At 74.2% G+C, this 17,383-nt stretch carries 15 protein-coding genes; 5 read left to right on the forward strand and 10 right to left on the reverse strand.

Annotated features, from left to right (window positions below; genetic code table 11):
• The first annotated feature begins 15 nt into the window (after positions 1–15).
• Entirely contained in the window at positions 16–849 is an 834-nt protein-coding gene (locus ACGFI2_RS04365) for a methyltransferase domain-containing protein (RefSeq protein ID WP_393510442.1), read from the forward strand.
• Positions 850–900: 51 nt separating this feature from the next.
• On the opposite strand, the gene ACGFI2_RS04370 is transcribed toward ACGFI2_RS04365, so the two are convergent.
• The 3 genes from ACGFI2_RS04370 to ACGFI2_RS04380 form a co-directional block, all read right to left on the reverse strand.
• On the reverse strand, positions 901–1,323 hold the full coding sequence (locus ACGFI2_RS04370; protein WP_393510445.1) for an acyl-CoA thioesterase: 423 nt from the start codon (positions 1,321–1,323) through the stop codon (positions 901–903).
• A 9-nt stretch (positions 1,324–1,332) separates the two neighbouring features.
• The gene (locus ACGFI2_RS04375; protein ID WP_393510447.1) at positions 1,333–2,973 is read right to left on the reverse strand and encodes an ABC-F family ATP-binding cassette domain-containing protein; all 1,641 of its coding nucleotides are present in this window, start codon (positions 2,971–2,973) and stop codon (positions 1,333–1,335) included.
• 211 nt (positions 2,974–3,184) lie between these two features.
• A complete protein-coding gene (locus ACGFI2_RS04380) occupies positions 3,185–3,490 on the reverse strand; it encodes a DUF1330 domain-containing protein (protein ID WP_393510450.1) in 306 nt (101 codons plus the stop codon).
• A gap of 22 nt (positions 3,491–3,512) precedes the next feature.
• Between ACGFI2_RS04380 and ACGFI2_RS04385 the strand changes: the two genes are divergently transcribed.
• Complete coding sequence (locus ACGFI2_RS04385; RefSeq protein WP_393510453.1) at positions 3,513–3,845, forward strand: putative quinol monooxygenase; 333 nt, start codon at positions 3,513–3,515, stop codon at positions 3,843–3,845.
• A gap of 18 nt (positions 3,846–3,863) precedes the next feature.
• On the opposite strand, the gene ACGFI2_RS04390 is transcribed toward ACGFI2_RS04385, so the two are convergent.
• On the reverse strand, positions 3,864–4,706 hold the full coding sequence (locus ACGFI2_RS04390) for a S1 family peptidase (RefSeq protein WP_393510456.1): 843 nt from the start codon (positions 4,704–4,706) through the stop codon (positions 3,864–3,866).
• A 415-nt stretch (positions 4,707–5,121) separates the two neighbouring features.
• On the opposite strand from ACGFI2_RS04390, the gene ACGFI2_RS04395 reads away from it, so the two are divergent.
• Entirely contained in the window at positions 5,122–6,558 is a 1,437-nt protein-coding gene (locus tag ACGFI2_RS04395; RefSeq protein ID WP_393510459.1) for an endo-1,4-beta-xylanase, read from the forward strand.
• Positions 6,559–6,663: 105 nt separating this feature from the next.
• Here the strand turns inward: ACGFI2_RS04395 and ACGFI2_RS04400 are convergent, their stop codons facing one another.
• Entirely contained in the window at positions 6,664–8,238 is a 1,575-nt protein-coding gene (locus ACGFI2_RS04400; RefSeq protein WP_393510462.1) for a Na+/H+ antiporter, read from the reverse strand.
• A gap of 75 nt (positions 8,239–8,313) precedes the next feature.
• Complete coding sequence (locus tag ACGFI2_RS04405; protein WP_393510465.1) at positions 8,314–8,934, reverse strand: L-threonylcarbamoyladenylate synthase; 621 nt, start codon at positions 8,932–8,934, stop codon at positions 8,314–8,316.
• 96 nt (positions 8,935–9,030) lie between these two features.
• Here ACGFI2_RS04405 and ACGFI2_RS04410 point away from each other — a divergent pair, with 96 nt between their 5' ends.
• Positions 9,031–9,384: a hypothetical protein gene (locus ACGFI2_RS04410; RefSeq protein ID WP_393510468.1), complete on the forward strand. Its 354-nt coding sequence runs from the start codon at positions 9,031–9,033 to the stop codon at positions 9,382–9,384.
• 393 nt (positions 9,385–9,777) lie between these two features.
• Positions 9,778–12,771, forward strand: a complete 2,994-nt coding sequence (locus tag ACGFI2_RS04415; protein WP_393510471.1) for a glycosyl hydrolase — start codon at positions 9,778–9,780, stop codon at positions 12,769–12,771.
• A gap of 54 nt (positions 12,772–12,825) precedes the next feature.
• Here ACGFI2_RS04415 and ACGFI2_RS04420 read toward each other — a convergent pair whose 3' ends face one another.
• The 4 genes from ACGFI2_RS04420 to ACGFI2_RS04435 all read right to left on the reverse strand — a co-directional run bounded on the left by ACGFI2_RS04420 (position 12,826) and on the right by ACGFI2_RS04435 (position 17,377).
• On the reverse strand, positions 12,826–13,206 hold the full coding sequence (locus tag ACGFI2_RS04420; RefSeq protein WP_393510474.1) for a VOC family protein: 381 nt from the start codon (positions 13,204–13,206) through the stop codon (positions 12,826–12,828).
• A 157-nt stretch (positions 13,207–13,363) separates the two neighbouring features.
• Complete coding sequence (locus ACGFI2_RS04425; protein WP_393510477.1) at positions 13,364–13,783, reverse strand: glutaredoxin domain-containing protein; 420 nt, start codon at positions 13,781–13,783, stop codon at positions 13,364–13,366.
• Positions 13,783–16,575, reverse strand: a complete 2,793-nt coding sequence (locus ACGFI2_RS04430; protein ID WP_393510480.1) for an FAD-binding and (Fe-S)-binding domain-containing protein — start codon at positions 16,573–16,575, stop codon at positions 13,783–13,785. Before ACGFI2_RS04430 ends, ACGFI2_RS04425 begins: the two co-directional genes overlap by 1 nt.
• Before the next feature lie 31 nt (positions 16,576–16,606).
• Positions 16,607–17,377: a nucleotidyltransferase domain-containing protein gene (locus ACGFI2_RS04435; RefSeq protein ID WP_393510483.1), complete on the reverse strand. Its 771-nt coding sequence runs from the start codon at positions 17,375–17,377 to the stop codon at positions 16,607–16,609.
• Positions 17,378–17,383 lie beyond the last annotated feature (6 nt).

The following is a 17,383-nucleotide window of genomic DNA, read 5'->3' on the forward strand; positions in this document are numbered from 1 at the left end:
CGTGAAGATGGGCCGATGAACGCAACGCAGCCCGCCGTCGACCCTCCGCCCGAGCCGGGCCCGGATCACCGCTACCTGCTGGACAACGCCCGGGTCGAGGCGGGCGAGCGGTTCACCTGGTTGGCCGAGCTGTTCGACGGGGTCACGCGTGGACACGTCGAGCGGCTCGGGGTGCGGGCGGGCTGGCGCTGTTGGGACGTCGGCGCCGGCGGCCCCAGCCTCCCCGAGGCGCTGGCCAGGGCCGTCGGCCCGACCGGTCACGTGCTGGCCACGGACATCGATCCGGCCTGGTTGGATCCGCGCGGCGGGTACGAGGTGCGCCGGCACGACGTCGTCCGGGACCCGCCGCCGCAGCCTGGCACGTTCGACCTGGTGCACGCGCGGCTCGTGCTCGTGCACGTGCCCGACCCGGCCCGCGCGTTGGCGACGATGGTGGCGGCGCTGCGGCCCGGCGGGTGGCTGTTGGTGGAGGACGCCGACACCGAGTTGCAACCGCTGGCCTGCCTCGACGAGGTCGGCCCGGCGCAGCGGCGGGCCAACCGGCTGCGGCGCGCGGTCCGGGAGTTGATGACCCGGCGCGGCGCCGATCTGCGCTTCGGCCGTACGCTGCCCCGGGCGTTGCGCACGGCGGGCCTGGTCGACGTGACGGCGGCCGGCTGCTTCCCGGTCGGCGGGGTGGCCTGCGACCGGCTGGAGGCCGCGACGGTGCGGATGGTCCGCCCCGAGTTGCTCGCGGCCGGGCTGGCCGACGACGCCGAGATCGACGCGCACCTGGCCGCCGTCGAGGCCGGCGAGCTCGATCTCACCCTCGCGCCGCTGATCTCGGCATGGGGACGCCGCCCAGGTTGATCCGACGCCTCCCGTCCCGCCGGGCCCGGTCGTCGCGGCGGCCGGGGCGGCTCACAGGCTCATCGGCGCCGGGTCGGCGGCCAGCGCCCGGAACCGCTCTCGCGGCTCGGGCACCAGCCGCCGGGCCGACAGGTCGAGCAGGCCGCCCACCCCGGTCACCGAGGCGACCGGGCTGCCGTCCGGGCGGGTGAAGTCCTGCACGATCCCGAACGTCTTCCCCTCGCCCCAACGGAACTCGCAGGTGACGTCGACCTCGTCGCCGCCGCGCAGCTCCCGCAGGTAGCGCACGGTCACCTCCAGGGCGACCGGCCCGACGCCGCCGGCGAGCAACCGGTCCTGGGCGATCCCGGCGGCGCGCAGGCACTCCCAGCGGGCGTGCTCGGCGTACTGGAGATAGACCGCCTGGTTGAGGTGCCCCTGGGTGTCGAGCTCGTACCCGCGCACGGTGACACGCACCCGGAATGGATCTGCCATGCCGGCAGACTAGCCAGCCGCCTCCGGGGCGCCGGCCTCGACCAGCGTGCCGTCGGCCAGTCGCAGCCACCGGTCCACCCCGATCGCGGCCAGGAACCGCGGGTCGTGGCTGACCACGAGCATCGCCCCCCGATATCCGCCGAGCGCGCTCTCCAGCTGCGCGACGCTGTCCAGGTCGAGGTTGTTGGTCGGCTCGTCGAGCAGCAGCAGCTGCGGGGCCGGCGAGGCGTTCAGCACGCAGGCCAGGGTGGCCCGCAACAGCTCACCGCCGGAGAGCACCCGTACCGGCAGGTGCGCCCGGTCCCCCCGGAACAGGAACCGGGCCAGCAGGTTCATCCGCTCGGCGTCGGCGAGCCCGGGCGCGAACGCGGCCAGGTTCTCGGCGACGGTCCGCGCCGGGTCGAGCAGGTCCAGTCGTTGCGACAGGTAGGCCACCCGGCCCTCGACCCGGGTGGCGGTGCCGGAGACCGGCGGTTGGTCGCCGCTGACCAGGCGTAGCAACGTGGACTTGCCGGCGCCGTTGTCGCCGGTGAGCGCGATCCGTTCCGGCCCCCGGACGATCAGGTCGATGCCGTTGCCGGCGAACACCGCACGGCCGTCGTACTCGGCGCGCAGCCGCTCGCCGTGGAAGACCGTCCGGCCGGCCGGCACGGCGGTGTCGGGCAGGTCGATCACGATCCGGTCGTCCTGGCGGGCAGCCCGGCTGGCCTGGTCCAGCCGGGCCTGCGCGTCGCCGACGCGGGCGGCGTGCGTCTCGGCGGCCCGGCCGGCCGAGACCTGCGCGTCCCGCTTGAGGCCGCCGGCGACGATCCGGGCCAGCCCGGCGTCGGGCAGGTTCCGCGCGGCCGTGGAGGCGCGGCGGGCGGCGCGTTCCCGGGCCTGCTGCAGCTCGCGCCTCTGCCGCTTCAGGTCCTGTTCGGCGCTGCGGACCTGCCGTTCGGCGACCTCACGCTCGGCGCTCACGGCCTGCTCGTAGGCGGTGTGGTTGCCGCCGTACCAGCGGATCTCGCCGGGCTCGAGCGACGCGATGCGGTCCATCTCGTCGAGCAGCGCCCGGTCGTGGCTGACCACCAGCAGGCAGCCGGTCCACCCGCGCAGCACCGCGGTGAGCCGCTCCCGGGCCGCCTCGTCGAGGTTGTTCGTCGGCTCGTCGAGCAGCAGCACGTCCGGGCGTCGCAGCAGCTGCGCGGCCAGGCCCAGGGAGATCACCTGGCCGCCGCTGAGGGTGCCCAGGCGGCGGTCCGGCGCCAGCTCGCCCAGCCCCAGCCGGTCCAGCTCGGCGTGGGTGCGCTCCTCGACGTCCCAGTCGTCGCCGACGGCGGTGAAGTGCTCCTCGCGGGCGTCGCCGGCCTCGATCGCGTGCAGCGCGGCGATGGCCCGGTCGACGCCGAGGACCTGTGCCACGGTCTGGTCCACGGCGAAGGGCAGGTGCTGCGGCAGGTAGCCGAGCACACCGTCGACGGTGACCGTGCCGGCCGTCGGGCGCAGCTCGCCGGCGATCAGCCGCAGCAACGTGGTCTTACCGGTGCCGTTGGGCGCCACCAGACCGGTCCGGCCGCCGGGCACGGAGAAGGACAGGTCGGTGAAGACCGGGGTGTCGTCCGGCCAGGAGAAGGAGAGAGCGGAGCTGACGACGTATGCGTCGGACATGATCGACCTCGGAGAGGGAGCGCCGGAGCGCGACTCGGCGCTCGGCGTTGGGCAGGGGACGACGAGGGGGGGGCCGCGGCGACGGCGCGGGATGCGCGCGTCGGCGGCCGTCCGGGGCTCTCACCCGGAGATGTCGTCGTCACCTGCCATGATCACTCCGATTCTCGGGGACACCCCACCTTAACTCGACGCCGGCGGATCGGCGTGCCGGTCAGGCGGGCCAGGCGTGGCCGATCCCGTCGAGCAGCAGGAGCACCCCGTCGGTGGCCGCCTCCCGGTCACGGGCGATCTCCCGGTATTCCGGCGAGGCCGACCAGCGCTCGAAGTCCTCCCGGCTGTCGAAGGACAACAGGACCACCTTGTCGTGCGGCCAGTCGCCGGACACCACCCGCGGGGCGGTGTCGGCGGCGAGCAGCCGGCCGCCGTGCCGGGCCAGCACCGGCAGGAAGGCGGCGACGTACCGGTCGTAGCGCGCCCGGTCGTGGACGGTGAGCTGCGCGAGGGCGTAGACGGTCACCGCGCCAGGCTAGCCTCTACCCATGATCTTCATCACCGCCAAGTTCCGGGTCCGGCCGGCCGACGCGGACCGCTGGCCGCAGATCGCCGCCGACTTCACCGCCGCGACCCGGGCCGAGCCCGGCTGCCTGTGGTTCGACTGGTCCCGCAGCCTGGACGACCCGACCGAGTACGTGCTGGTCGAGGCGTTCCGCGACGACCAGGCCGGCGCGGCGCACGTACAGTCGGCGCACTTCCGCGAGGCGCAGCGCACGCTGCCGCCGCACCTGGCCGAGACGCCCCGGATCGTCAACACGACCGTGCCGCAGGACGACTGGGCGCTCCTGGGTGAGATGGCCGTGCCCGGCGACGACTGAGGCCGGGCACGACGCCGGTCACGGGATGCTCAGGCCGTACGCGGCGAGGATCTCCAGGATCGGCTGGTAGTAGCTGGTGCCGCCGCTGGCGCAGTTGCCGCTGCCGCCGGAGAGGACGCCGATGACGGTGCCGGTCGCGGCCACGTAGAGCGGGCCGCCGCTGTCCCCCGGCTCCGCGCAGATGTTGGTCCGGATCAGCCCGGTGACGCTGCCCTCGGCGTAGTTGACGGTCTGGTTCAGCCCGGTGACCGTGCCGCACCGCACGCCGGTGGTGGCGCCGCTGCGACAGACCGCCTGCCCGACGTACGCGTTGCCGGCGCCGGAGATCGTCACCTGGCCCGGCCAGGTGTACACCGCGCTGGGGTGGGCGACCCTGCCGGTGTAGCGGACCACCCCGTAGTCGTTGGTGGGGAAGCTGCTGCCGGTCCGGGTGCCCAGCACGCTGGTGCGGGCGCTGTCGGCGTACCAGGTGGCGCCGAGGTTCGTGCAGTGTCCGGCGGTGACGAAGTACCAGGTGCTGCCGCTGCGCGCGTTCACGCCGAGCGAGCAACGCCCACCGTCGCCGTAGACCGGCTGGCCACCGGCGATGAGGGTGCGCAGCCGGCCGGGCTCGTGACGCAGCACCGCGCCGGAGCGGGTGGCGGCCCGGCGCAGCGCGGCCAGCTCGGCCCCGCGTACGGTGTCGTCGACGGTGACGGTCAGCCGGCCGGTGGCCGGGTCGTGGCCCCAGGCGGTGCCGGCGGTGCGCACCTCGGCGAGCGCCGCCGGTGCGGGTTGCGGTGCCGCGCCGGCCCGGGCCGCCGCCGGGGTGACGGCGAGCAGCGCGGCGAGCGCGAGGAAGACGAGCGACGGTCGGCGCATCCGGAAGCCTCCTACATCGTCGATAATCGATGTGATGCCAGCATCGACCCCGGGCCGTCCACGCTCAAGCGCCGGCCGCCGTCCGGTGGCGGACAGCGGGCCGGCCCGATCGGGCCCGGGTGCCGAAATTTTCGGAGCCGGCGCGCCCGCTGGTCGCCGCGCGCCGACCGTCCCCGGCCGGCCTGTTCGCCGCCTCGGGCCGTCGCCGTCCAGGACGAATCGAGACATCGAGAGCGTTAAGTTTTCGGAACACTTCCGGTAGGCTCCTGGCAGAGATTCACTTCGATCATTCCACGGTGACGGGGAGTCACTCCCCACCCGCGCGGCCTCCGGGCGGCCGCGTCCGAGCCGACACCGTGGCGGGCGGTGGCCGAGGTGAACCGTCTCCATTGACCAGGCTAGGAGAGGCTTTCAGATGGACAAGGTGTTCGCCCGCACCAGAAACAGCGCGGCAGCCCGGCCGCGCGCCGCGGTGGTGTCGATGCTGGCCGGGGCCGCGGCGGTCGCGGCGACGGTCGCGGTCGCGACCAGCGCCAGCGCCGGCACGACGCTCGGCGCGTCGGCGGCGGAACAGGGCCGCTACTTCGGCACCGCGGTGGCCGCGAACAAGCTGTCGGACGGCACGTACGTCGGCATCCTGAACCGCGAGTTCAACATGGTCACGCCGGAGAACGAGATGAAGTGGGACGCCACCGAGCCGTCCCAGAACCAGTTCAACTACAGCAGCTCCGACCGGATCGTCGCGCACGCCCAGGCCAACGGCATGCGGGTGCGTGGGCACGCGCTGGCCTGGCACTCGCAGCAGCCGGGCTGGGCGCAGAACATGTCCGGCACCGCGCTGCGCAACGCGATGGTCAACCACATCACCCAGGTCGCCACCCACTTCAAGGGCAAGATCTACTCCTGGGACGTGGTCAACGAGGCGTTCGACGACGGCAACGGCGGCCGTCGCGACTCGAATCTCCAGCGCACCGGCAACGACTGGATCGAGGTGGCCTTCCGTACCGCCCGTGCCGCCGACCCCGGCGCCAAGCTCTGCTACAACGACTACAACACCGACAACTGGACCTGGGCCAAGACGCAGGGCGTCTACAACATGGTCAAGGACTTCAAGGCCCGGGGCGTGCCGATCGACTGCGTCGGCTTCCAGTCGCACTTCAACAACGGCTCGCCGTACCCGAGCAACTACCGCACCACGCTGCAGAACTTCGCCGACCTCGGCGTCGACGTGCAGATCACCGAGCTCGACATCGAGGGCTCCGGCAGCACCCAGGCGACCACCTACGGCAACGTGGTCAAGGACTGCCTCGCCGTGGCGCGGTGCAACGGCATCACCGTCTGGGGCATCCGGGACAGCGACTCCTGGCGGGCCAGCGGCACGCCGCTGCTCTTCGACGGCAGCGGCAACAAGAAGGCGGCGTACACCTCGACGCTCAACGCGTTGAACGCCGGCGGCACCACGCCGCCGACCAGCACGCCGCCCACCAGCACGCCGCCCACCAGCACGCCGCCGACCAGCACGCCGCCCACCAGCACCCCGCCGTCGACGCCGCCGCCGGCCGGCGCCTGCACCGCGTCGCTCACCACCAACCAGTGGCAGGGCGGCTTCGTCACCAACGTGCGGGTCACCGCCGGCGGCAGCCCGCTCAACGGATGGTCGGTGTCGCTCACCGTGCCCTCCGGCTCGTCGGTCACCAACACCTGGAGCGCCCAGGCCAGCGGCTCCAGCGGCCTGGTGACGTTCCGCAACGTCGACTACAACCGCCAGGTCGGCGCCGGTGGCAGCACCGAGTTCGGCTTCCAGGGGACGGGCACCGCCCCCTCCGGCACCGTGACCTGCACGGCCGGCTGACCCCTCCCCCTCCCCCTACCCCGCTGTTCACGGAAAGAGTGGCTATCCAGGCTCGGATAGCCACTCTTTCCGTGAACGCGGGCGCCCTGGGCCGCCGTGGTGGGCTCAGTCGTCCAGCTCGGGGCCGAGCAGCCGGATCTCCTCGATGTCCGTGGCCGCCTGGAGCTCCCGCAGCACCGCGTCGTCGATCTGGTTGGTGTTCCGCAGCCGGGTGACCGCCTGACGCTTACGGTCCAGCATCTCGAGCTGCAACCGGCGGGCCAGTTCCCGCTCCCGGTCCGCCTCCTCGCTGCGGGGGTTGCGGACGTCCTCCAGGTGGTCCTGGTAGCCGGCGCGGAGCCGGTCCACGGTGTCCGGCGCGACGCCCAGGTCGGCGGCGACGCCGGGCAACGCCTCCAGCACCGCCTCGGTGGCCCGGATCCGCGCCCGGCGCGCCTCGTCGTCGCGTTCCCGGTCGCCCATCAGGCCCGCCCAGCCGACGACGGCGGGCAGGGTGGTGCCCTGCACCACCATGATCAGCACGATCACCACCACGGTGACGAAGATGATCAGATCGCGCTCGCGCACCCGCGCGCCGTCGTGCATGGTGACCGGAACGGCCAGCGCCGCGGCGAGCGACACCGCGCCCCGGAAACCGGCCCAGCCCGCGGCGGTGCGCATCCGGGCGTCGAAGTACGTCGACCGCCGCGACTCCCGCCGGTCGACGCGCTGCAGCAGGGACACGGACAGGTGCACCCAGCCCAGCCGGGTGACGACCACGACCAGCGCGACCAGCACCGCGATGCCGAACGAGGCGGCGGGCGAGTGGCTCGTGATGCTCCGCAGCGAGCCGGGTACCTGCATGCCGAGCAGCACGAACAGGCTGCCGTTGACCATGAAGGTGGACAGGTCCCAGAACGCGTACGCGGTGACCCGGGAGCGGGCCCGGATCACCCGCGGACCCGCGTACGACAGCAGCAGGCCGGAGACGACCACCGCGAGCACCCCGCTGGCGTGCACCGCGTCGGCGAGCAGGAACGCGACGAACGGGGTCAGGATGCTCAGCCCGCCCTCGCGCAGCGCGTCGTCGACGTGCTTCCGGATCAACACCACCAGCCCGCCGACGAGCAGCCCGGCGGCCACCCCGCCCAGCGACTTGCCGACGAACTGTCCGGTGAGCGAGAACGCGCCGGGTACCCTCCCGCCCGCGATCACGCCGGCCGCCACCGCGAACAGCACCAACGCCGTACCGTCGTTGACCAGGCTCTCGGCGCGCAGCGTGGTGAGGATGCCCCGCGGCATCCGCTTCGCCAGGCCGGCGACGGCGGCGGCGTCGGTGGGTGCCAGGACCGCGCCGAGCACCCAGGCGGCGGCCGGTTCCACGCCGAGGGCCTGGGTCACGTACGCCACCGCGACCATCGTGATGATCACCAATGCCACGGCCAGCAGCACGATCACCGCGAGGTTGGCGCGGATCTCGCGGAGGCTGACCACCAGACTCTCCCGGTAGAGGATCGCCGGGAGGAACAGCACCAGCACCACCTCGGGTTCGAGGACCACGCGCGCGAACGGCGGCAGCAGGCCGAGCAGCGCGCCCATCGAGATGAGCAGCACCGGCGGCGCGACGCTGTACCGACCCCCGATCGTGGTGCCGACGAGCACGGTGGCGCCGAGCACCGTGATCAGCACGAGTGCGCCCACGCCGTACCCCCGTCACCGTCCGCCGGGTCCACCGTGCCGCACGGCACGAGCGGGTGGGGCGGAACGGCGCGATCTCTACTCGAAGCGGGACGGGTCGCCGACTCCCCGGCGCAGGATCTCCGGCTCGGAGCCGGAGAGGTCGACCACGGTGGTGGGTTCGAGCCCGCAGTCCCCGGCGTCGACCACGGCGTCGACCAGGTGGTCGAGGCGTTCCTTGATCTCCCACCCCTGGGTCATCGGCTCCGGCTCACCGGGGAGCAGCAGCGTGCTGGAGAGCAGCGGCTCGCCCAGCTCGGCGAGCAGCGCCTGGGTGACGGTGTGCTTCGGCACGCGCGCGCCGACCACCCGCCGCCGGGGGTCCTGCAGCCGGCGGGGCACCTCGGAGGTGGCCGGGAGCAGGAACGTGTAGCTGCCCGGGATCACGGCCTTGACCTGCCGGAAGACCGAGTTGCTGAGCTTGACGAACTGGCCGAGCTGGGCGAAGTCGGCGCACACCAGCGTGAACGGGTGCCGCTCGTCCAACCGTCGGATCTCCCGGATCCGCTCCACGCCGGCGCGGTTGTCGAGCCGGCAGCCGAGGGCGTAGCACGAGTCGGTCGGGTAGACGATCACCCCGTCGGAGCGCAGCAGGTCCACCACCTGCCGGATCACCCGTGGTTGGGGGTTGTCCGGATGCAGGTCGTAGTACCTCGCCACACCGGCCAGCCTATGCCCGCTCCCGATCATCCGCAGGTTTGGCGGGGCCCGGTTCCGGAAACAGGTCAGGGCCGTTCACCACAGGGGGGATCGACCATGTCCGAATCCAGTACCGACCGCGTCGCCGACCGTCCGGCGGAGGTGACCGACCCACTGCTGTGGGACCTGTCCGCCGCGGTGGCCGACGCGCACCAGCCCGACGCGGAGCGGGCCTGCGCCAGCCCGAGTTGCGCCGGCGCCGCCTGGCCGTGCGCCGCCTGGGACGCCGCGCAGGCCGGATTGACCGTCGCCCGTGGCGGGTCCACCGCCGCCCGGGCCGGGTCCACCGCGACCGGCGCGGCACGTCCCGGCGACACCCTCGCCGCCGCGGCGAGCGGTCCCACCGGCGCCAACCGTCCGACCGCCGACCCGAGGACCGGCGAGGACCAACTCGTCGCCACCGCCGCCTGACCCGCCCACCCGCCCACCCCGCACCGACGTCGATCAAGGAGTTCGTGTCGTCGGCCGACCCGGCCCCCGACGTCAACTCCTTGATCGACTGGCGAGGGGCCGGAACACCCACCCCGTCGTTCCACTCACCGGACCGACGGAGGGTGGTGGGACGCGGTGGGTGCGGGGCGGCGTGGGGGCGAGACGTCCTGGGTGGACGCCGGGGGTAGGTGCTGTTCAGGGACGTCGGTGGGGCTTCGCGTGGGAGCCGTGCCGCGACTGGGAGAGCGCTCTCTTCGGTAACAAGACATTGACGACCGCGTAACCGGAACCTAATCTCGCTTCTCAAGAGAGCGCTCTCTCGATTGTCGGACCACCGTCCGAACACCACCTTCTCCTCCGAAGGGGACCTCCATGACACTCCCCCTGCGGGACGTCTCCCCCGGCGCGGCACCCCCGCCGGCGCCCGTCCCGTCCCCCACCGGCCGGCGTCGCCGGCGGGTGACCGCCCTCGCCGCCGCCTCCGTGCTCGCGGCCGGCCTGCTCGGCGTCGTGGTCGGCGGTGGCGGCACCGCCGCCGCCGGCACCGTCGGCGCGGGCAGCTACACCGAGACGCTGCCGCCCGGCGCCACGCTGCCCAAGGGCTGCGGCACGCTCAGCACCAACCCCCGGATCTTCGCCACGGCGGACGCCCCCGCCGGCGCGATCCCCACCAACGACTGGTGGTCCTCGCTGATCTGGAAGCGCAACAACTGCGGGACCAGCGAGAACCTCCAGGCCCACCCGCTGGCGTTCAAGGCCGAGAACAACGGGCTCGGGCTGTCCTACAACACCACACCGGCGATCAGCGGCACCGCCACCGGCGTCGGCGAATACCACTACCCGTACACCGAGGACGTGCGGGTCGGGGTGGCCGGGCTGTCCGCGCCGGTGGTCAAGGCCGCCGACTGGACGGACTGGACGGTCACCGCCGACTGGAGCGACGGCAGCCGCGGCATGCGCGCCACCATCGGCCACGGGCTGCCGTTCAGCTACTACACCGTCGCCGGCGGCGGCGCCGCGCAGCTCACCGCCGCCGCGACGCCCACCGTGTGGCGCAACTCCGGCGCCACCATCGGCTTCACGGTCAACGGCCACGACTACGTCGGGTACGCGCCGACCGGCGCGACCTGGACCGTCAACGGCGCCGGCATCAGCTCGACGCTGGCCGGCAAGGGCTACTTCTCGGTCGCGGTGCTGCCCGGCGGAGCGGACCGGGCGTCCCTGGCCGACACCTACGGCCGGTACGCCCACGCGCACGTCACCGGCACCCGGATGAGCTACGCGTACGACCCGGCGACCGGCACCGTGCGCACCACCTACGCGTTCACCACCACGCGCCGCGAGGGCACCGAGACGAAGACGGTGGTGGCGCTCTACCCGCACCAGTGGCGCAGCCTCACCGGCGCCACCCCGATCACCCCGACGTACGTCTCGCCGCGCGGCGCCATGCGGGTGCTCGCCGGCGTGCCGTCGTTCACCACCTCGATGCGCTTCACCGGCGTGCTCCCCGAGGTGCCCGCCGTCGGCGACTCCACCGGCGCGGACCTGAGCACGGTCACCAACTACCTCAACGCCGAACTGGCCAACCCGGAGGGGATCAGCGGCCAGGACACCTACTGGGCCGGCAAGGGCCTCGGCCGGGCCGCCCGGATCGCCGAGATCGCCGACCAGCTCGGGCTGGCGCCGGTCCGGGACAAGGCCGTCGCGGCCATGAAGGCCCGGCTCACCAACTGGCTCACCGCCGGCTCCGGCGAGACCAGCCAGCTCTTCTACTACGACCGCAACTGGGGCACCCTGATCGGCTACCCGGCGTCGTACGGCTCCGACGAGGACCTCAACGACCACCACTTCCACTACGGCTACTTCATCGCCGCGGCGGCCACGGTGGCCAAGTTCGACCCTGGCTGGGCCGACGGCACCCGCTACGGCGGCATGGTCGACCTGCTCATCCGGGACGCCAACAACTACGACCGCACCGACAACCGCTTCCCCTACCTGCGCGACTTCGACATCTACGCCGGCCACGACTGGGCCTCCGGGCTGGCGCCGTTCTTCGCCGGCAACAACCAGGAGTCCTCCTCCGAGGGGATGAACTTCGCCAACGCGCTGATCCAATGGGGCCAGGCCACCGGGAACACCGCCGTCCGTGACGCCGGTGTCTACCTGTGGACCACGCAGTCCGCCGCCATCTCGGAGTACTGGTTCGACGTGCACGACGAGAACTTCCCGGCCGCGTTCGGGCACAAGACCGTCGGCATGGTGTGGGGCGACGGCGGGTCGTACTCGACCTGGTTCTCCGCCGCGCCGGAGATGATCCAGGGCATCAACATGCTGCCCATCACCGGCGGTCACCTCTACCTCGGCGAGTACCCGGAGTACGTCAGGGCCAACTACGCGGAGCTGCTCGCCAACAAGGGCGGCCCGCCGACGGTGTGGCAGGACATCCTCTGGGAGTTCCTGGCCCTCGGCGACGGCGACCAGGCGTTGCGGAACTTCCGGGCCAACAGCGGCTTCACCAGCGAGGAGGGCGAGAGCAAGGCGCACACGTTCCACTGGATCCGCAACCTCGCCGCGCTCGGCACGGTGGACACCTCGGTCACCGCGAACCACCCGCTGGCGAAGGTGTTCCGCAAGGGCACCGCTCGCACCTACGTGGCGTCGAACATCACCGCCGCGCCGCTGACCGTCACGTTCTCCGACGGCACCACGCTCGCCGTGCCGGCCGGGAAGACGGCCACCTCGGGGGCGTACGCCTGGAGCGGAGGCAGCGCCACCGGCGGCGTGACGGTGCCGACCGGTCCCCCGCCGACGTCGACGCCCACCCCCACCCCGACCACCGCGAGTCCCACGCCGACCTCCGCGAGCCCCAGTCCGAGCACCAGCAGCCCGTCGACGCTGAAGCCGGTCCGGTACCTGCGCTCGGGCGGCGGGCTGGACGGCACCGCCGGCACCGCCGGCACGGTGAACGTGGCGGCGGCGAACGGCAACCACGACGGCACGCCGACCAACCCGCAGGTGTTCACCGCCACCGGGCTGACCGGCACGTACACCGGCGGGGCGACCGCCTTCGACCTGGCCGTCGACGCGGGCACCGCGGTCGGCAACGGCGTCCAGATCCGCGTCTCCTACGACCTGACCGGCAACGGCAGCGTCGAACGGGTGGAGACGTACCGGTACTTCGCCACCGATCCGGTCCCGGGTGCGGAGCGCTACCGGCAGACCCAGGGTCTGCTCTCGTCCACCGGCACGCTGGGCAACCTGTCCGGCGGCACGGTACGCGTCGAAGTGTGGAACGCCATCGGCGGCGCGCCCACGATCCTCGGCGTCGGCAACGGCTCGACTGTCACGCTGCCGTACGGCTCCTGACCCGCGGTCCCGGCGCCCCGGCCGCAGTGGCCGGGGCGCCGGTTCGCGACCGGGTCACGGCCAGCGGGTGGCGGTGGACTCGAACAGCGCGCTGTCGCTCGCCACCGGGATGACGCACAGCAGGTGCCCGCCCGGCGCGCGCAGCACGTGGCAGTCGAGCCAGCGGGAGACCGGTGTGGCACCCAGTCCGCACAGCCGCTCGACCTCGGCGGTGACGTCGTCGGTCTCGATGTCGAGGTGGTAGCGGGGCGCGTCGCCGACCGACTGCACGGCGGTGACCAGCCCGGGCACCACGTCGGCCAGGCCGGTGAACTCCGGTTCGGCCGGTTCGGTGCGCAGCTCGGAGCCGAGCGCGGCGGACCAGAACGCGGCCGCCTCCCCCGCCTCGTCCCGCGGCGCGTCGATGATCAAAGCGTACAACCGCGATCGATGCATCGCCCGAGCCTAGCCAGGACCGCCCTCACCGGCAGCCCTGCGCGGTCATCTCCAGCAGCGGCGCGAAGGCCTGGATGCCCCTCTGGCACGGTATGCCCGCCGAGCCGTCCCGTGCCGGGGTTCGCCCGGTCAGACCCCGAGCCGAGGTTTCGCCCGGTCAGGCCCCGAGCCGCGCCCGCAACCACGCCGGGTCGGGATTGACCACCGCCCCGTCCGGCAGCACCACCGTGGGAACCGTCTCGTCGCCGCCGGTCACCGCCCGGACGGCGGCGGCGGCCTCCGGGTCGCGCCAGATGTCCACCCAGTACGCGCCCCGGGCCCGCCCGCCCAACCGCAGGCGCAGCCGCAGGCAGTACGTGCAGCCGGGCCGCCAGTAGATCACCGGCCGGCCGTCGTCCGCGCTGCGCAGACGCGCCTGCGCCGAGGTCAGCGACCGGGGGAAGGCCAGCGGCGAGAAGAGCGCCGCCACCGCGGCGAACGCGAGGAAGCCCACCACCGACGACACCGGCGTGTCCTGACCGGCGCCCACCGCCACGCCGACGGCCAGCATCAGCGCGGCCAGCCGCCAGCTGCGCATCACGCGGTCACCTCCGCCAGCAGCTCCAGCAGGTGCCGGTACGGCTGCCCGGTGGCCCGCGCCAGGCCGATCTCGCAGGTGCGGTTCACCGACGCGTACCCGTCGAAGGGCCGCGCGGTGACGGCGGCGGCCTCGGCCCGGGTGGCCGACGCGGTCAGCTCCGGGTGCAGCAGTCCCCGGTCGCCGGCGAAGCCGCAGCACTGCCAGCCCTCCGGGACCACCACCTCGTCGGCGACCGCCCCGGCCACCGCCCGCAGCGCGTCGTCCAGGCCGAGGCGGGTCGACGAGCAGGTCGGGTGCAGCGCGAGCGAACCCAGCCGGCGGCGCACGGTCAGCCGGGGCAGCAGCGCGGTGGCCGCGAACTCCACCGCGTCGACCACCCGCAGATCGCCGGCGCCGGCGAGCAGCCGGTCGAAGCCCTCGGTGCAGGAAGCGGCGTCGCTGACCACCGGCAGCGCGCCGTCGCGGCTGGCCGCGCGCAGCACCGGCGGCACCCGGTCACGCACCGCCCGGTAGCCGTCGGTCAGCCCCTTCGACGACCAGGGCGTGCCGCAGCACAGGTCGCCGACGCCGTCCGGCACGAGCAGGCGTACGCCGGCCCGCTCGGCGAGGGTGAGCAGCGCGGCGGACACCCCGACGCCGCCCTCGGCGGGGGCGAACAGCGTGCCGAGGCAGGAGGGCACGAAGACCGCGTCCGGCTCGCCGGCCGGGTGGGGCCGCCGGGGCGCGCCGCCGCCCGGCAGGTCCCGCCGCCACTGCGGGACGCGCTCGGCGCCGAGCACGGCCCGGGCCGCCCGGGTGACCGCCTCGGGCAGCGCCGGTGGCAGCGCGCCGGCCAGGTCCAACCCGCGGGCCATGCCCCGGGTGGTGGCGCCCCACCGCCGGGCCGCGGCCCGCCAGCCGCTCGCCGCGGCCCGGCCGTGCTCCTCGGCACGCAGCCGCTTGACCAGGTCACCGGTGTTGATCAGGACCGGGCAGGCGGTGGCGCACATCCCGTCCACGGCACAGGTCTGCACCGCGTCGTAGTCGTAGGCGTCGGTCAGCTCCCGGGCCAGCGCCCGGTCGCCGGCGGCCTCGGCGGCGGCGATCTCGCGGCGCAGCACGATCCGCTGCCGGGGCGTGGTGGTGAGGTCACGGCTCGGGCAGACCGGCTCGCAGTAGCCGCACTCGACGCAGCGGTCCACCTCCTCCTCCACGCTCGGCACGGTCTTCAGGTGCCGCAGGTGGACCTCCGGGTCGTCGCCGAGCAGCACGCCCGGGTTGAGCACGCCGTCCGGGTCGCAGAGCGTCCGCAGCTCGCGCATCACGTCGTACAGCTCGTCGCCGAACTGGCGGCGCACGTACGGGGCCATCACCCGGCCGGTGCCGTGCTCGGCCTTCAGCGTGCCGCCGTGGCCGAGCACCAGGTCGACCATCTCCTCGGTGAAGGCGGCGTACCGCGTCGGGGCCTCCCCGCCGGGGAACCGCTCGTTGAGCATGAAGTGCAGGTTGCCGTCCTTGGCGTGGCCGAAGATCACGCTGTCGGCGTAGCGGTGGCGGTCGAACAGGTCGGCCAGCGCGGCGCAGGTGCCGGCCAGCGCCGCCACCGGCACGGCGACGTCCTCCAGCAACGCGGTGGTGCCGGACGGGCGGGCCCCGGCCACCGCCGCGTACAGGCCCTTGCGGATGTGCCACAGCGCGGCCCGGGCCGCCGGCTCGCCGCTGAGCCGGGCCGGGGTGGTCAGCGCCAGGCCGGCCAGCACCGGCCCGGCGGCGGCGACCCGGTCGGCCAGCGCGTCCGGATCGGACTCCTGCCACTCCACCAGCAGCGCGGCGTGCCCGCGCACGGCCAGCCCGCGCAGCGCCGCGTCCGCCTTCGGATCGCGCTGGGCCACCCGCAGGGCGGCGGCGTCGAGCAGCTCGACCGCCGCCGGTCCGGCGGCCACCAGCGCCGGCATGGCCGCCGTCGCCGCGCCGAGGGTGTCGAAGACCAGCAGGCCGGTCGCGGCGTGCCGAAGCACGGGTACGGTGCGGAACGTCGCCGACGCGACGAACGCGAGCGTGCCCTCGCTGCCCACCACCAGCCGGGTGAGCAGGTCGACCGGGTCGTCGTGGTCGAGGAACGCGTTCACCCCGTACCCCATGGTGTTCTTCATCGCGAACTGGGCGCGGACCCGGCGCACCGAGTCGGGGTTGCCGCGCACCCGGTCGCGCAGCCGCAGCAGGCCGGCGTGCAGCGCCGGCTCGGTGGCGCGCAGCCGGGCGTCGGCGTCCGGCGCGCCGGTGTCCAGCACGGTGCCGCTCGGCAGCACCAGCACCAGCGACTCCAGCGTGCGGTAGGTGTTGAACTCGGTGCCGCAGGTCATTCCGCTGGAGTTGTTGGCGACCACCCCGCCGACGGTGCACGCGGCCTCGCTCGCCGGGTCCGGGCCGAGCTTGCGGCCGTGCGCCGCGAGCCGCGCGTTGACCTGCCGCAGGACCACCCCCGGCTGCACCCGCACCCGCCGCCCGTCGTCGAGCACGGTCAGGTCGCGGAAGTGCCGGCGGACGTCGACCAGCAGCCCGTCGGTGACCGCCTGGCCGCTGAGGCTGGTGCCGCCGGAGCGGAAGGTCAGCGGGAGGCCGGCGCGGCGGCTCTGCGCCAGCAGCGCGGCGACCTGGCCGGCGTCGGCCGGGGTGACCACCGCGCCGGGGTGCAGCAGGTAGTGCGACGCGTCGTGGGCCAGCCGCAGCCGGTCCGCGGCCCGGGTGCTCACGCCGCCGGGCACCGCGGTCTCCAACCCGGCCCGCACCGAACCGCTCAGCTCCGTCATGATCCCCTCCCCGGCCCACCCTAGCGGCGGCTCAGCCGGCCTCGACCTGCGCCAGCACCCGGCGCTGGAACGCGCGGGCCGCCGGGCCGGACGGCGGCGGCCCGCCCCGGCGGGCGGCGACCGCGCGGTGGATCAGCGCGGCGTCCGGGTCGTCGGCGGCCACCCGCCGTCCGGCCTCGACCTTGCCCAGCCAGACGCCGTCGCGGCAGCGTACGAGCGCGCGGCAGGCCCCGAGCACCGCGTCCTCGGCGCCCGGCGCCGGCGCGTCGCCGGGCGGGGTGGGCAGCGCCAGCCACCAGCGCAGCGCGTCGACCAGCAGCGCCCGCAGCGCTGCCGGCGGCGGGTCGGCGAACGCGTCGGCGGCGGGCGGGCCGAGCAGGGTCAGGCCGGACTGGCGCAGGATGCTGCGGTCCAGCGCGTACCAGAACCGCCCGTCCGCGGCGGGCCGGTCGGCCGGGTCGTAGGTGGCGCGGAACGGCATCGTGGCGCCGGTGTTCAGCTCCAGCTCGAAGCCCGGCTCGAACGTGCCGGAGGCGGCCACGTCCCGTCGGTAGACGACCAGCTCCAGGCCGCGCGCCGGGCAGGGCAGCGACTCGTGCCGCAGCCGGTCCACAAGCGTCCGCCTCGCCTCGGCGGACGGCGGCCCGGCCACCAGCAGCGCCACGTCCACGTCGCTGCGCCCCGGCTGGTAGGCGCCCAGCGCGACCGAGCCGGCCGCGTACGCGCCGGCCAGGTCGTCGCCGAGCACGTCCCGGGCGCGCCGGACGAGTCCGGCGAGGTATCCGCGTACGTCGTCGCGCATGCCCGC

The organism is Micromonospora sp. NPDC049282, from assembly GCF_043197045.1.
Lineage (GTDB): Bacteria > Actinomycetota > Actinomycetes > Mycobacteriales > Micromonosporaceae > Micromonospora.

What these genes read in the sequence shown, in the direction of transcription:
- ACGFI2_RS04365 (WP_393510442.1), top strand. Translation starts at nt 16, where the DNA reads ATGAACGCAACGCAGCCCGCCGTCGACCCTCCGCCCGAGCCGGGCCCG.
- ACGFI2_RS04370 (WP_393510445.1), bottom strand. Translation starts at nt 1,323, where the DNA reads ATGGCAGATCCATTCCGGGTGCGTGTCACCGTGCGCGGGTACGAGCTC.
- ACGFI2_RS04375 (WP_393510447.1), bottom strand. Translation starts at nt 2,973, where the DNA reads ATGTCCGACGCATACGTCGTCAGCTCCGCTCTCTCCTTCTCCTGGCCG.
- ACGFI2_RS04385 (WP_393510453.1), top strand. Translation starts at nt 3,513, where the DNA reads ATGATCTTCATCACCGCCAAGTTCCGGGTCCGGCCGGCCGACGCGGAC.
- ACGFI2_RS04390 (WP_393510456.1), bottom strand. Translation starts at nt 4,706, where the DNA reads ATGCGCCGACCGTCGCTCGTCTTCCTCGCGCTCGCCGCGCTGCTCGCC.
- ACGFI2_RS04395 (WP_393510459.1), top strand. Translation starts at nt 5,122, where the DNA reads ATGGACAAGGTGTTCGCCCGCACCAGAAACAGCGCGGCAGCCCGGCCG.
- ACGFI2_RS04410 (WP_393510468.1), top strand. Translation starts at nt 9,031, where the DNA reads ATGTCCGAATCCAGTACCGACCGCGTCGCCGACCGTCCGGCGGAGGTG.
- ACGFI2_RS04415 (WP_393510471.1), top strand. Translation starts at nt 9,778, where the DNA reads ATGACACTCCCCCTGCGGGACGTCTCCCCCGGCGCGGCACCCCCGCCG.
- ACGFI2_RS04420 (WP_393510474.1), bottom strand. Translation starts at nt 13,206, where the DNA reads ATGCATCGATCGCGGTTGTACGCTTTGATCATCGACGCGCCGCGGGAC.
- ACGFI2_RS04425 (WP_393510477.1), bottom strand. Translation starts at nt 13,783, where the DNA reads ATGCGCAGCTGGCGGCTGGCCGCGCTGATGCTGGCCGTCGGCGTGGCG.
- ACGFI2_RS04430 (WP_393510480.1), bottom strand. Translation starts at nt 16,575, where the DNA reads ATGACGGAGCTGAGCGGTTCGGTGCGGGCCGGGTTGGAGACCGCGGTG.
- ACGFI2_RS04435 (WP_393510483.1), bottom strand. Translation starts at nt 17,377, where the DNA reads ATGCGCGACGACGTACGCGGATACCTCGCCGGACTCGTCCGGCGCGCC.